Origin of the sequence: Arthrobacter bussei (assembly GCF_009377195.2) — a bacterium.
Classification (GTDB): Bacteria; Actinomycetota; Actinomycetes; order Actinomycetales; family Micrococcaceae; genus Arthrobacter_D; species Arthrobacter_D bussei.
The window spans coordinates 1,613,883-1,627,854 of record NZ_VJXX01000001.1 but is presented as its reverse complement, the minus strand read 5'-3'; the positions used below and the strand labels follow the sequence as shown (position 1 = coordinate 1,627,854).

The window sequence follows — 13,972 nt, the reverse complement described above, 5'->3', positions numbered from 1 at the left end:
CACCCTTAAGGGACTATGGCGCACCTGCTGGACACCTCGACACTCACCGCACCGCTTCCTCCCGTTGTCCTCGAGGTCGGCGAGCTCTTCGACGCTGCGGGTCATGAGCTCTCCCTCGTGGGCGGGCCCGTGCGGGACCTCTTCCTCGGCCGCGTGTCACCGGACCTCGACTTCACCACGGACGCCGACCCCGACCGCACGATCGCCCTCATCAGGCGTTGGGCGGACGCCTACTGGGAGATCGGCCGTGCCTTCGGGACCATCGGTCTCCGCAAGGACGGTTTCCAGATCGAGATCACCACCTACCGCGCGGAGGCCTACGATCCGGCGTCGCGCAATCCCACCGTCGCCTTCGGCACGAGCCTCGACGAGGACCTCGTGCGACGTGACTTCACGATCAACGCGATGGCCCTCCGCCTGCCGTCCCTCGAGCTCGTGGACCTCTTCGGCGGCGTCCGTGATCTCCATGCCGGGATCCTCCGGACGCCCGGTGCGCCCTCGTCGTCGTTCTCCGACGATCCGCTCCGCATGATGCGCGCCGCGCGTTTCGTGTCGCAGCTGGGCGTCACCGTTGCACCCGACGTGGCCGAGGCGATGACCGCCATGGCGGAGCGCATCTCGATCATCTCGGCGGAGCGGGTCCGCGACGAGCTGGTGAAGCTGATCCGGGGGGCGGCACCGGACGAGGGGATCGACGTCATGGTGGGCACCGGTCTGGCGGACCACGTCCTCCCGGAGGTCTCGGCCCTGCGCCTCGAGACGGACGAGCACCACCGCCACAAGGACGTGTACCAGCACTCCCTCACGGTGCTGCGGCAGGCCTGCGAGCTGGAGACGGACGACGACGGACCGGTTCCCGCGCCCGACGTCGTCCTGCGCCTCGCCGCGCTCCTGCACGACATCGGCAAGCCCGCCACCCGCAAGTTCGAGCCGGGGGGTGCGGTCAGCTTCCGTCATCACGACGCCGTGGGAGCGAAGCTGACGGGCAGGAGGCTCCGCGCGCTGCGGTTCGACAACGACACGATCAAGGCCGTGTCCCGGCTGGTCGAGCTGCACATGCGGTTCTACGGCTACGGAGAGGCCGGCTGGAGCGATTCCGCGGTACGGCGCTACGTGAGCGACGCCGGCCCCCTGCTGGAGCGCCTCCACCGCCTGACGCGCTCCGACGTCACGACGCGGAACCGGCGGAAGGCCGAGCGTCTGGCCTTCGCCTACGACGACCTCGAGACCCGGATCGCCGCGCTGGCCGAGCAGGAGGAGCTGGACGCCATCCGCCCGGACCTCGACGGCGGGCAGATCATGGACCTGCTCGGCATCCGGCCCGGACCCGTGGTGGGCCGCGCCTACCGGTTCCTGCTCGAGGAACGCATGGAGCACGGCCCCCACGACCCGGCCGCCGCCGAGACCAAGCTCCGCCGGTGGTGGAGCGAGCAGCCCGAATCCCAGGAGAGCACACCATGAAGCCCATGACAGGCGCCGCAGCACCGGACCTCACCCCGGCCGGGACGCCCCTGCCGAAGCTGTGGCTCCTCCGGCACGGCGAGACGGAGTGGTCCCGGGACGGCCGCTACACGGGCCTCACGGATCTCCCGCTCACCGAGCACGGTGAGGAGCAGGCTCTGGCCGCGCGTGGGCATCTCGAGGGAGTCGACTTCGACCTCGTGGTCACGTCACCGCTCCAGCGCGCCACCCGCACGGCGGAGCTCGCCGGCTTCCCCGATGCCGAGATCCTTCCGTTCGCCCACGAGTGGGACTACGGCGACAACGAGGGCCGCAACAGCGCGATGGTCCGCGAGGAGAATCCGGGCTACCTCATCTGGGACGACGGCGTGCCGAACGGCGAGACGCTCGACCAGGTGTCCGAGCGCGCCGACCGCGTGATCGCCAGGATCCAGGCCGGTTGCGGTACTCCCGCCGACCGTGAGCCCGGGGCGAAGCCGATCGAGAACGCGCTGCTGGTGGCCCACGGGCACTTCCTGCGGATCGTCGCGGCGCGGTGGCTGCAATTCGGAGCGATCGAGGGACGCCGCCTCGTCCTCGGCACCGCCGCCGTCTGTGCGCTCGGCTGGGACAAGCGCACTCCGGCGATCGTGCACTGGAACCTCTGAGGCGCTGGGCCGCCGCCACTGCCACCGCCACTGCCGCCGCCGCCGGATCTGGAGGCGGTCCCCGTCGTGCACCGACGGGTGCTCAGAGCGCCGGGGTGCGCCGCACGAACCGGCGCAGCGCTGCTTCCACCGGGCCGGTACCGAACCGCGCCAGGACGAGATGGCTCGCGCCCAGCTGGAGAGCGTAGAGCCCGACGACGACCACCGGCACCGCCGGAAGGGGGACCTGGTCCGCCAGACCGAAGCCGTAGCCCGTGAAGACGAGGCACAGCATCAGCGACTGCCCGAGGTAGTTGCTCAGCGATATGCGGCCCGCACCCGCCATCACTCTCCCGAGCGCACGCCCCGGCCGGCTGCGGAGCAGGAGGAGGAAGGCCGCAGCGTACCCGATCGTCACGAGGGGTGAGGCTGCGACCGACAGGCCCGTGGCAAGCAGGGACAGCCCCTCGCCGCCCTGCTGTGCCAGATGGGCCTGCAGGGCAGAGACGGCCAGGCCCGGCGGCAGGGCCACCACGGCCACGCGCACGAGGACGCGGCGGGACGGTGGGTGCGGCCGCAGGACGCCCCGCTCCGCGAGGGCGGCACCCGCATGGAATGCGGCGAGGGCGAGCGGCCCCTGGAACAGGACGACGGACGGCAGGATGGCACCGTAGGTCCCGGCGTTGGCGGCGAACGCCTCGCCGGGAGTGTCCGACGCGGTCCCCGGTCCGAGGGCGGCCGCTCCGCTTCCCGCAGGTCCGGCGGCCAGGACGAGGAGCGCCGATCCGATGATGAGCAGTGACACCCCCGCGGTGATCGCGGCGGCAGTTGCCCATCGCGCCCTCGTCGTCATGGTGCGGGTGGCGAGCAGGAGCGTCCCCGCAAGCGCGTAGGTCACCAGGATGTCCCCGTAGAAGAGGGTCAGACCGTGCAGGACCCCGAGGACGCCCAGCGCGGCGAGTCGCCGGCCGATCACCCGCACGGTGTGCGGCGTCGTCGAGTCCCTCAGCACCACGAAGCCGTAACCGAAGAGCAGCGAGAACAGCAGGTAGAACTTGCCCTCGAAGAACGTCGCGACGAGGAGCCTCACCGCCTGGTCCGAGATCTGACCGCCCGCCGGACCGCCCGCCGGACCGCCCGCCGGCCCGCCCGGGTCCGCGAAGAACCACACGTTGACCATCAGGATGCCGAAGAGGGCCAGACCGCGGAGCGCGTCGATCTCCGGTACACGGACCGACGTCGTCAGGCGATCGGACACACAATTCCCTCTTTCCAGAATTCCCCGAACTATTTCCGCCGGCGGGCTATGCCGGAGCGACATTCATACGGTAGCTTTACGTATGTGCCATTGGGGCTTCCCAACTCGATCCTCGAGTGTCGCCCCGGCCACCCGGACCCGACTGCAATCCATGAAATGGAGGTGGAGATTGTGAATACCATGCTCGGCAGGACCTACACGCCGCGAACCGATCCCGCCTTCGTTGTCCGTTCGCACTAGGAAGTCCGCGCACCGGCACTAGCCGGCCGACCTCGCCTCGACCCGCATCCGTGCGCGGCTTCCCCATATCTTCTTCCTGAATTCCCTTTTCGCGGCTCTTTCTGCCCGAATTCATTCCTCGAAAGTCTGTCATGCCCAATTCACGGCCCAGCCCTGCCCAATTCGACGAACAATCAGCTCCCCGACCGCCCGGGACGACGGCGGCGGAAGCACGCGCTCCCGCACCTCCACCACTGCAGCCTCCTCCCGTCCGGGGCGACTTCATCATGAGTGGCTCACTGACGCCACTGGTCGACATCTCCCCGGGTCCGATCCTCGAGGACCTGCCGGGAGTACCAGCGGTGCCCATGCCTGGATTCCACCGGCGGGAGGAGGTGCAGCGCCTGCTCGCCAGGTGGCGGAACGGCCTCTCGCTCTGGGGGCGCATCCTGAGCAGCCGGTCCCGCGGTCCCTGGGACGATTCACTGCGCTTCGAACAGCCGAGCCACATGCTCTACATCAAATGACGTCCGCCCGCGGGGGTGGCCGGGTGCAGCGGTCACTGCAGCGATCCTGGCCGGGCCACCCCGTCGAAGGACGGGCGTCGAACGCCCTCACCCCAGAAGGACCCGGCGGTGACGGCCCCACCACGAGCGAAGCCCGCGCTTCCCGGCGCGGGCTTCCGCCGTGGTCGGGCGCGACGGTCGCGCTCCCGTCCGGCCCCGGAATTCGGCGCGCGAACAGCGCGTTATAGGGTCGTGAGGGTCACTCGACCGGCCTCTCCCTCACCGCCGGTCGGAAGGGAGGAAGCGTGTCCGCCGTCCGGCGCGTAGCGATGCTCTCCCTGCACACCTCCCCGCTCGAGCAACCCGGCAGGGGCGATGCCGGTGGGATGAACGTCTACGTCAGGAGCACGGCGCGGGAACTCGCGCGGGTGGGGATCGATGTCGAGATCTTCACCCGGGAAGCCGGCGAGGGACGGCCCAGCCGTGAAGTTCTCGGCGACGGCGTCGTGGTCCACCACCTCGAAGCCGGGCCCCGTCGCCGCATCCCGAAAGAAGCGCTGCCCGGCCTGACCGACGCGTTCGCCGACGCCATCACGGACGTCGCCGACCTCCTGGCCGACGGTCACTTCGACGTCCTCCATTCGCACTACTGGGTGTCCGGGGCGGTCGGCCTGACCCTGAGCCGCGAGATGCGCCTTCCGCTGGTGCATTCCATGCACACCATGGCCAAGGTGAAGGATCTCCGCATGAAGGCGCTCGGAGCGCCCGAGCCCGCGGCCAGGACCGCGGGTGAACAGGACATCGTGGACGGCGCCGCCCGCCTGATCGCCAACACCAGCACGGAGGCGGCAGAACTCGTCTCGCTCTACGGGGCCTCACCGGATCGGATCGACGTCGTCGCTCCCGGCGTCGACCTCTCGACGTTCCATTCCGGAGACCGCACCGCCGCCCGTGCGGCACTTGCCTTCCCTCCGGAGCAGTTCCACGTGGTGTTCGCGGGCCGGATCCAGAAGCTCAAGGGCCCCCAGGTGCTCGTGGCCGCGGCCGCCGAACTCCGCCGCCGCCGTCCGGACATTCGACTGGCGGTGAGCATCCTCGGATCCGGCAGCGGATCGGAAGCGCTCGCCCTCCAGCCGCTCATCGACGACGCCGGCCTCACCGAGGACATCCGCCTCTACCCTCCCGTCACGGCCGCGCACCTCGCGCAGTGGTTCCGAGCGGCGGACGCCGTCGTCATGCCGTCCTTCAGCGAGTCCTTCGGTCTCGTGGCGCTCGAGGCACAGGCCTGCGGTACGCCCGTCGTCGCAGCGAACGTCGGCGGGCTCCCGCAGGCGATCAGCGACGGCCGGAGCGGCCTCCTCGTGGACGGACACTCGGCTCATGAGTGGGCGGATGCCCTGGAACGCCTGCACGACGACGACGGGCTGCGGGAGCGGCTCGGCCGCGGCGCTGCCACCCACGCGCTGGCTTTCGGGTGGCAGCGCACGGCCCTGCTGACCGCACAGAGCTACCGCACCGCCGTCGATCGCTTCCCTGCCGCGACAACACGCTGAACCTGGCAGTCCCACCCTGAATCGCCCGCCCGCCCGCCCGTCCGGTCGGTCCCGCCCACCTAGGATGGGAAGCGTGAATTCCGCCGAGCTCGCCGCCTACCTCGACTCCGTCCGCATCACCGGTGAGGTGGCCACACCCCGGCAGGACAACCTGCGGCACATGCGCCTGTTCCTCGAGGGCAACGAGAACCTCGAGTTCGGCGTCGCCCTCACCCGGGAGTGGAGCTACGACGAGGTCTTCGACCTCATGCACCGGCGCGTGGGCACGAGCGCGGACCGCAGCCTCGTCGAGGGACAGGACACCATCGACGGCTCGCTGTGCGTGGCTGCGCTCGACCGCTTCGCCGACCGGCTGGGCGCATCCGCCCACCGGAAGGAACGCATCCTCTTCGCCACCGGTCACCCGGCCGGCCTGCTGCCCGTCCACGCGGCCTTAGCGCGCGCCGCCGCGGCCGTCGGCGCCACCGTGGTGCGGGTTCCCGAGGGCCGGCGCTTCCGGGCCGGTGACATCCGGCAGATCTTCGGCGTGCTCGCCTGGCACCAGCACGGCGGCCTCATGCACACCCATCTCCCGGAGCCGATGCGGCTCAGCCTCGAGACTCTGGCCACGGACCCCGCAGGCGTGCCCGACCTCGTGGTGGCCGACCACGGCTGGGCCGGACAGGCGGCAAGCACGGGGCTGCCGACGATCGGCTTCGCCGACTGCAACGACCCGGGACTCTTCGTCTCCGAGGCTCAGGGCCAGCTCGAGGTGGCCGTGCCGCTCGACGACAACGTCTGCCCCGGCCTCTACGATCCGCTGATCGCCTACGTCCTGGAACGCGCAGGGCTCCCGGCGGCCTGACGCAGGAGCCGCTGATAGGTTGGCTGCATGAGCGATCTTGAGATTGCCCGCGCCGCTGCGGTCAGGCCCATCGAGGACATAGCCGATGCCGCGGGGATCCCCCGGGAGGCACTCGAGTTCCACGGACGGTTTAAGGCCAAGATCGACCCGCGCCTGCTGCCCGACGACGGCCGCGCGCCGGGCAGGGTGGTGCTCGTCAGCGCGATGAGCCCGACGCCGGCCGGCGAGGGGAAGTCCACTTGCACGGTGGGGCTGGCCGACTCCCTCGCACGGGCCGGGCAGCGCGTCATGATCGCGCTGCGGGAACCGTCCCTCGGGCCGGTGCTCGGCATGAAGGGCGGTGCGACCGGCGGGGGCTACTCGCAGGTGCTGCCGATGGACGAGATCAACCTCCACTTCACCGGCGACTTCCATGCCATCACCTCGGCGAACAACGCGCTCGCGGCGCTGATCGACAACCACATCCACCAGGGCAACGAACTCGGCATCGACCCCCGCCGCATCACCTTCAAGCGCGTCCTCGACGTCAACGACCGCGCGCTGCGCGAGGTCGTCATCGGCCTCGGCGGCCCGGCGCAGGGCACCCCGCGGCAGGACGGTTTCGACATCACCGTGGCGTCGGAGATCATGGCGGTCTTCTGCCTCGCACGGGACCTCGACGACCTGAAGGCACGCCTGGCCGCGATCACGTTCGGGTACACGTTCGATCGCGCGCCGCTCACCGTCGGGGATCTGGGGGTCGAAGGAGCACTGGCGCTGCTGCTCAGGGACGCCATCAAGCCGAATCTCGTGCAGACCATCGCCGGGACGCCGGCCCTCGTCCACGGCGGACCCTTCGCCAACATCGCCCACGGCTGCAACTCGGTGATCGCCACCCGGACGGCTCGGAGCCTCGCGGACATCGTCGTCACGGAAGCCGGATTCGGTGCCGATCTCGGTGCCGAGAAGTTCATGGACATCAAGGCGCGCGTCGCCGACGTGGCGCCGGACGCCGTCGTCGTCGTCGCGACCATCCGGGCCCTCAAGATGCACGGAGGGGTCCCTACATCGGATCTCGCCACTGCCGACATCGACGCCCTGCGCGAGGGTACCGCCAACCTGCTCCGCCATGTGCGCAATGTCGAGAAGTTCGGTGTGGCTCCGGTGGTGGCCATCAACAGGTTCGGTACGGACACGGACGAGGAACTCGACTGGCTCATGGACTGGTGTGCGGGCGAGGGGATCGACGCGGCCGTGGCCGACGTCTGGGGTCAGGGCGGTGGCGGTCCGGGAGGCGACGACCTCGCGGCGACGGTGCTCGCGGCGCTGGAACGCCCTGTGACGTTCTCCCACCTGTACGACCTCGACCTTCCGGTCGAGGACAAGATCAGGACGATCGTCCAGGAGATCTACGGGGCCGACGGCGTGGACTTCTCCGTTCCCGCACTGCGGCGCCTGAAGGAGATCGAGGCGAACGGCTGGTCGGGGCTTCCCGTCTGCATGGCCAAGACGCAGTACTCGTTCTCCGACGACGCCACCGTGCTCGGGGCGCCGAAGGGCTTCACCGTGCACGTCCGGGACCTCATCCCGAAGACGGGTGCAGGGTTCATCGTGGCGCTCACGGGTTCCGTGATGACGATGCCCGGGTTACCCAGGGAGCCCGCGGCACTCCGGATGGACGTCGACGCCGACGGGAACGCGGTCGGGCTGTTCTGAGGACCGCCGCACGACCGGCGTCGTTCAGGCCCCGCACCCTCGAGGCGGCGAGAAGTTTCGCGACCCCGCGATCGCACCTCGGACACGACGCAGCCGGTATGCCGGAGGCCGGGACGTCGCCGTCCCGGCCTCCGGTGTGCTGCTGGTCCTGACGTCTCCGGCCGGTCCTAGCGGTCGATCTCGCCGCGGATGAAGGCTTCGACCTTCTCGTGGGCGATGTCGTCCGCGTACTGCTCCGGCGGGGACTTCATGAAGTAGCTCGAGGCGGAGAGGATGGGGCCGCCGATACCGCGGTCCAGGGCGATCTTCGCCGCGCGGATGGCGTCGATGATCACGCCCGCCGAGTTCGGGGAATCCCACACCTCGAGCTTGTACTCGAGCGAGACGGGGGCGTCGCCGAAGTTGCGTCCCTCGAGGCGCACGAACGCCCACTTGCGGTCGTCGAGCCAGGCCACGTAGTCCGAAGGACCGATGTGCACGTCATTGGCGCGCAGTTCGGCCTTGACGTTGGAGGTCACGGCCTGGGTCTTGGAGATCTTCTTGGACTCGAGGCGGTCCCGCTCCAGCATGTTCTTGAAGTCCATGTTGCCGCCGACGTTCAGCTGGTAGGTGCGATCCAGCGTCACGCCGCGGTCCTCGAAGAGCTTCGCCATCACGCGGTGGGTGATGGTGGCGCCGATCTGGCTCTTGATGTCGTCGCCCACGATCGGGACGCCCGCCTCGGTGAACTTGTCCGCCCACTCCTTGGTGCCGGCGATGAAGACGGGGAGGGCGTTGACGAAGGCGACGCCCGCGTCGATCGCGCACTGGGCGTAGTACTTCGCCGCGTGCTCGGAACCGACCGGCAGGTAGCAGACCAGGACGTCGGCCTTCGAGGCCTTCAGCTGGGCGACGATGTCCACCGGCTCCTCGTCGGACTCGACGATGGTCTCGCGGTAGTACTTGCCGAGGCCGTCCAGGGTGTGACCGCGCTGCACGATGACGCCGGTGGGCGGTACGTCCGCGATCTTGATGGTGTTGTTCTCGCTCGCTCCGATGGCCTCGGCGAGGTCGTGGCCCACCTTCTTGCCGTCGACGTCGAACGCCGCCACGAACTGCACGTCCCCCACGTGGTACTTGCCGAACTCGACATGCATGAGGCCGGGGATGGCCCCCGACGCATCCGCGTCCCGGTAGTAGTGCACTCCCTGCACCAGCGACGCGGCACAGTTGCCGACTCCAATGATTGCCACGCGAATGGGGTTCTGTCCCACAGTTCTCCTCGAAAGCCCGTTGAATATGCCCCGGCCGTCATCACCCTGGGCGCGGTCGGCAGGAATTGCCAGTCTACGTTCAGTTCATAACGCCGACGTATGCCGTGCCATTCCTCGCCGTCCGCCGGCCGTGCTGCAGTGCCTGCCGACGGGACCGTGCATCCCGCCGGTGGAGGAGCACCACCGGCCGGCGGCACAGGACGGCTAGGCTCGACGCATGAGCTCCGGGACAGGCAGGCGAGGGCCTTACCGCATCAGTGTTCCGAGCAGGTCCGACCACCTCCTGATACCCCTGACCGAAGGAGCCGGCGGTGCGCTCGGGCGCCACGCCGACCCGGGACGCGTGGCTCCACGGTGGTTCACCGTCCCCCGCGTGCTGATCCTCCTGACAGTCTGCTCCGCCGTTTTGGCGATCGTCGTGAAGAACCCCTGCCGGGTGGCCGGGTGGTCCTCCCCCGAGTACTTCTACCGCGCGTGCTACTCCGACTGGACGGAGCTGTACCGGAGCCGCGGACTCGGCGAGGGTGTGCTGCCGTTCATCACCCCGGGAGCGCTCTTCGAATACCCCGTGCTCCTCGGTCTGCTGGCCTCGGGGACCGCGGTCCTCGTCGAGGCCCTCGTGGCCGGCCCCGACCTCGCTGCGAAGACCCTCCTGTACTTCGACCTGAACATGGTTCTGCTGGCCGCCGTGTGGATCCTGACCGTCCTCGCGACCCTCCGCCTGGCGTCCCGCCGACCCTGGGATGCGGCCATCGTCGCCGTCGCCCCCGTCATCATCCTCTCCGGCAGCATCAACTGGGACCTGTGGGCGGTGGCACTCGCGACCGCGGGGATGCTCGCCTTCGCCCGTGAGCGCCCGCTCCTCGCCGGGACTCTCTGGGGCCTCGGCACAGCGGTCAAGCTCTACCCCGTCCTGATCCTCGGGGCGGTCCTCGTCCTTTCCATCCGCTCCGGGCGGTACAGGCCGTTCCTCCTGGCAGCCGCGGCCACGACGCTCGCGTGGCTCGCGGTCAATGTCCCCTTCCTCCTGCGGGACCGCGCGGCGTGGGGCTATTTCCTGACCTTCTCGGAGGACCGCGACGCCGGATTCTCCTCGGGGTGGTACGTGTACAACGCGCTGGCCCGGGAGTCGGGAGCGCCCACCCTCACACCCGCCGCCATCAACATCGCGGCCGTGGCCCTCTTCGCACTGGCCTGCCTGGGCGTCGCCGTCCTCACGCTGCGCGCAGGACGCCGCCCGCGCCTCGCACAGCTGGCCCTCCTCATCGTCGGGGCGTTCGTCCTGTGCAACAAGGTCTACTCGCCCCAGTACGCGCTGTGGCTCGTACCCCTCCTGGCGCTGGCCGTCCCCCGATGGCGGGTGGTGCTCGTGTGGCAGCTCGTCGAGGTGCTGCACTGGTGGGCTGTCTGGCTGTACCTCGGCGGGATGACCAGTGGAGGCGCGGTGGAACACAATCTCGGGCTGGGTACCTATGCCTGTGCGGTGATCGCGCATATTCTCACCACGGCATACGTCCTCCTGGTCGTCGTCCGGGAGATCCGGACGCCCGGCGAGGACGTGGTCCGGCGGATCGGCATCGATGATCCGCAGGGCGGGCCGTTCGATCACGCCGACGACCGCTTCACGCTGCACCACGGGTGGCGTCGGCGCAAGGCGGGACGGAGGGCGACCGGTGCGCCCCCGGACGCCGTGCCGTTCGCTCCGCTCCGATAGGCTGGCCGGACCGCGCGAACGCCTCCCGGCATCAGCGTGACGGGCGCCGACCGGCCTGCCGGCCGGCGGACACCCCTGACGAGACGACTCCCACCGGAAGACCATCAGTGACAGCACCATCCCTGACCGCTCGCCCCCTCGACCGGGCTGCGTTCGACGCGATCGCCGCCGCCCACCCCGACGTGCTGATTCCGCTCGAGCAGACTCCGGACTGGGTGGACTTCGAGCTCGCGCTCGGACGGGCGGCACTGGGTATCTGGGCCTACGAGGACGCCGCGGGCGCTCTCGTGGCGCTAGCAGGCTATGTGCACGTGGTGCGGCGCTCCCGGGAGTCCGTCGTCTCCGTCAACGGCCCTGTCTGGTTCGCGGACAGGACCCCTGCGGCCGAGAAGGTCCTGATGGAGACGGTGCGGGAGCAGTTCCGCGATCATCCCGGGATCGATCCGTTGTATGTCCGCATGCAGGTGGCCACCCTGCAGTCCCCGGCGAGCGGCCCGATCGAGCACGGCTGGTACGAACGGGAGATCGTCGTCGACCTGACGCCGTCCGAAGCGGACCTCCTCCGCAGTTTCCGCCCCAATGCGCGGAACAGCATCCGCCGGGCCCAGCGGAACGGCGTGACCGTCCGGCATATTCCTCGGGAGGAATGGAAAGCCGTCTTCGCGCGGGAACTGTTCCCGATCATGCAGGAGACCGCGGAACGCGACGGGTTCCAGTCCTTCGACTCGTCCTACTACGAGACACTGCTCTCCGTCCTCGGTGACCACCTGCGGCTGATGGTCGCCTATCGGGACGATGCCGCCCTCAGTTGGCTGATCACCACCGAGTACCGCGGCTACGCCGTCTACTACTTCGCCGGCAGCACGCACGCGGCACGCACCACCTTCGCGCCCTACCTGCTCCTGTGGGAGGCCTTCCGGACGCTGAAGGCGGGGGGCAACACCGCCTGCGGCCTGACCGGGATCGAGAGCGAGAACTACCCGTCGCTGGCGAACGTCACCACCTTCAAGCGCAACTTCTCGAAGAACGTCGTCGTCGTGCCCACCACCTACGACATCCCGCTGCGGCCGGGGCGCTACACTGCCGTCTCCGCGCTGCTGCGGGGCCGCCGGGCGGCACCGGCTGTCGTCCGGCGGGCGGTGGCGCGGGTGTCCGGACGGGTGCGGACCCGGCGCAGCGGAGTGACCACCGAGAGCACATGACCCCGGCGGACAGGCCGGGCGGCGCCAGGAGAGGACGTCCCCATGGTTGATGTCGAGATCGTCGGCGCAGGTCCCAACGGGCTGGCCGCCGCCGTCGTCATGGCCCGCGCCGGACTGTCGGTCCGGGTGCACGAGGCCGCCGCGACCATCGGCGGCGGCTCCCGATCGCTCGAACTGATGGAACGGGACCACCTCCACGACTTCTGTTCCGCTGTGCACCCGATGGCGCTCGCGTCGCCGTTCTTCCGGGCCTTCGAACTCAGCCGGCGCATCGGCTTCGCCGTCCCCGACGTGTCCTTCGCCCATCCGCTCGACGGCGGCCGGGCCGGGGTGGCCCACCGCAGCATGGAGCGCACGGTTGCCGGGCTGGGCGTCGACGGCGAAGCCTACCGGCGCCTCGTGCAGCCGCTCAGCGACCGCGAGCAGGCGATCCTCGCCTTCACCCTCAACCACGTGGTGCGGATCCCGAGGAAGCCGGAGGCAGCCCTGCGGTTCGCCCTCTCGGTCCTCGACCAGGGCCTGCCCACCTGGAACCGCCGTTTCCGGACGGACGAGGCGAAGGCGCTGGTGACCGGTGTGATGGCCCATCCTGTCGGCACACTCCCGTCCCTGACCGGGGCCGGAGCGGGTCTGGTGCTGAACCTCCTGGCGCACACGGTCGGCTGGCCGATCCCCGTCGGCGGGTCCCAGGCCATCGCCGACGCCCTCGCCCTCGACGTGACGCGCCACGGCGGGGAGCTGGTCACGGGAAGCAGGATCGACACCCTCGCCGAGGTGTCCGGCGCCCGGGCGGTCCTGCTCGACGTCGCTCCCACGACGTTCCAGGCGATGGCCCGCGGCCGCCTGACCGGTCCCTACAGGAGGGCCCTCGAGGCGTTCACCTACGGGAACGCGGCCTGCAAGGTGGACTTCATCCTGTCCGGCCCCGTGCCGTGGACGCATCCGGACCTGCGACGGGCCGGGACCGCCCATCTCGGTGGCACGCGCGAGGAGATCGTCGCGGGGGAGAAGCAGGTCAACCAGGGCGTGCACCCGGACAGTCCCTACGTGCTCCTCTCCCAGCCGTCGTCCTTCGATCCGACCCGCGCGCCCGAGGGCCGGCACACCCTGTGGACGTACTGCCATGTCCCACACGGCTCCACCCGTGACATGGCCGAGGCCGTCACCGCGCAGATCGAACGCTTCGCGCCCGGCTTCCGGGACGTCATCGTCCGCACCCACACGACGACGGCGAGCGATCTCGAGGCCTACAACGCGAACTACGTCGGAGGTGATTTCAGCAGCGGAGCGGTGAACCTGCGGCAGATCGTAGCCCGTCCGGTGCCCTCCATCCGGCCCTGGGCCACTCCGCTGAAGGGCGTCTATCTGTGCTCGCAGTCCACGCCGCCCGGTCCCGGCGTCCATGGGATGGCCGGCTTCAACGCCGCGAAGCTCGCCCTCCGGCGCGAATTCGGCCTCCCGGTGCCGGCCCTCGGTCTCTGATCCGCTCACCCGTGGCACCTTCACCAGTCCGTTCGTGCCACGGTCCCCGCGGCCCTCGTCCTGCATTGGATACCCGGGTAACCGTTCGACACCCGGGTAGCCATCCGGCTACATCCGAGCGGCCAGCCTGACCATCCGGCTGATTTCGTCCCGTTGCGG

At 69.9% G+C, this 13,972-nt stretch carries 11 protein-coding genes; 9 read left to right on the top strand and 2 right to left on the bottom strand.

What is annotated here, in order from left to right:
• The first annotated feature begins 15 nt into the window (after positions 1–15).
• Both FNH21_RS07755 and FNH21_RS07750 read left to right on the top strand, forming a co-directional pair.
• The gene (locus FNH21_RS07755; protein WP_152813562.1) at positions 16–1,461 is read left to right on the top strand and encodes a CCA tRNA nucleotidyltransferase; all 1,446 of its coding nucleotides are present in this window, start codon (positions 16–18) and stop codon (positions 1,459–1,461) included.
• The gene (locus tag FNH21_RS07750) at positions 1,458–2,108 is read left to right on the top strand and encodes a histidine phosphatase family protein (RefSeq protein ID WP_241742757.1); all 651 of its coding nucleotides are present in this window, start codon (positions 1,458–1,460) and stop codon (positions 2,106–2,108) included. Before FNH21_RS07755 ends, FNH21_RS07750 begins: the two co-directional genes overlap by 4 nt.
• Positions 2,109–2,190: 82 nt before the next feature.
• Here the strand turns inward: FNH21_RS07750 and FNH21_RS17405 are convergent, their stop codons facing one another.
• The gene (locus FNH21_RS17405) at positions 2,191–3,345 is read right to left on the bottom strand and encodes a DUF418 domain-containing protein (RefSeq protein ID WP_152813560.1); all 1,155 of its coding nucleotides are present in this window, start codon (positions 3,343–3,345) and stop codon (positions 2,191–2,193) included.
• Between the two features lie 506 nt (positions 3,346–3,851).
• Between FNH21_RS17405 and FNH21_RS07740 the strand changes: the two genes are divergently transcribed.
• From FNH21_RS07740 to FNH21_RS07725, 4 genes are all read left to right on the top strand, one after another.
• Positions 3,852–4,091 (top strand): hypothetical protein, encoded by a 240-nt coding sequence (locus tag FNH21_RS07740; RefSeq protein ID WP_191931701.1) that lies wholly within the window; start codon positions 3,852–3,854, stop codon positions 4,089–4,091.
• A gap of 284 nt (positions 4,092–4,375) precedes the next feature.
• Positions 4,376–5,623 (top strand): D-inositol-3-phosphate glycosyltransferase, encoded by a 1,248-nt coding sequence (gene mshA, locus FNH21_RS07735; RefSeq protein ID WP_191931700.1) that lies wholly within the window; start codon positions 4,376–4,378, stop codon positions 5,621–5,623.
• Positions 5,624–5,687: 64 nt separating this feature from the next.
• Positions 5,688–6,467, top strand: a complete 780-nt coding sequence (locus FNH21_RS07730) for a phosphatase (protein WP_152813558.1) — start codon at positions 5,688–5,690, stop codon at positions 6,465–6,467.
• Positions 6,468–6,494: 27 nt separating this feature from the next.
• Positions 6,495–8,162: a formate--tetrahydrofolate ligase gene (locus FNH21_RS07725; protein WP_152813556.1), complete on the top strand. Its 1,668-nt coding sequence runs from the start codon at positions 6,495–6,497 to the stop codon at positions 8,160–8,162.
• A gap of 167 nt (positions 8,163–8,329) precedes the next feature.
• On the opposite strand, the gene FNH21_RS07720 is transcribed toward FNH21_RS07725, so the two are convergent.
• Positions 8,330–9,415, bottom strand: a complete 1,086-nt coding sequence (locus tag FNH21_RS07720; protein WP_191931699.1) for an inositol-3-phosphate synthase — start codon at positions 9,413–9,415, stop codon at positions 8,330–8,332.
• A gap of 217 nt (positions 9,416–9,632) precedes the next feature.
• On the opposite strand from FNH21_RS07720, the gene FNH21_RS07715 reads away from it, so the two are divergent.
• The 3 genes from FNH21_RS07715 (at position 9,633) to FNH21_RS07705 (ending at position 13,813) form a co-directional block, all read left to right on the top strand.
• A complete protein-coding gene (locus FNH21_RS07715; RefSeq protein WP_152813554.1) occupies positions 9,633–11,129 on the top strand; it encodes a glycosyltransferase family 87 protein in 1,497 nt (498 codons plus the stop codon).
• Positions 11,130–11,236: 107 nt separating this feature from the next.
• On the top strand, positions 11,237–12,331 hold the full coding sequence (locus FNH21_RS07710; RefSeq protein ID WP_152813552.1) for a peptidoglycan bridge formation glycyltransferase FemA/FemB family protein: 1,095 nt from the start codon (positions 11,237–11,239) through the stop codon (positions 12,329–12,331).
• Between the two features lie 42 nt (positions 12,332–12,373).
• Positions 12,374–13,813: a phytoene desaturase family protein gene (locus FNH21_RS07705; protein ID WP_152813550.1), complete on the top strand. Its 1,440-nt coding sequence runs from the start codon at positions 12,374–12,376 to the stop codon at positions 13,811–13,813.
• Positions 13,814–13,972 lie beyond the last annotated feature (159 nt).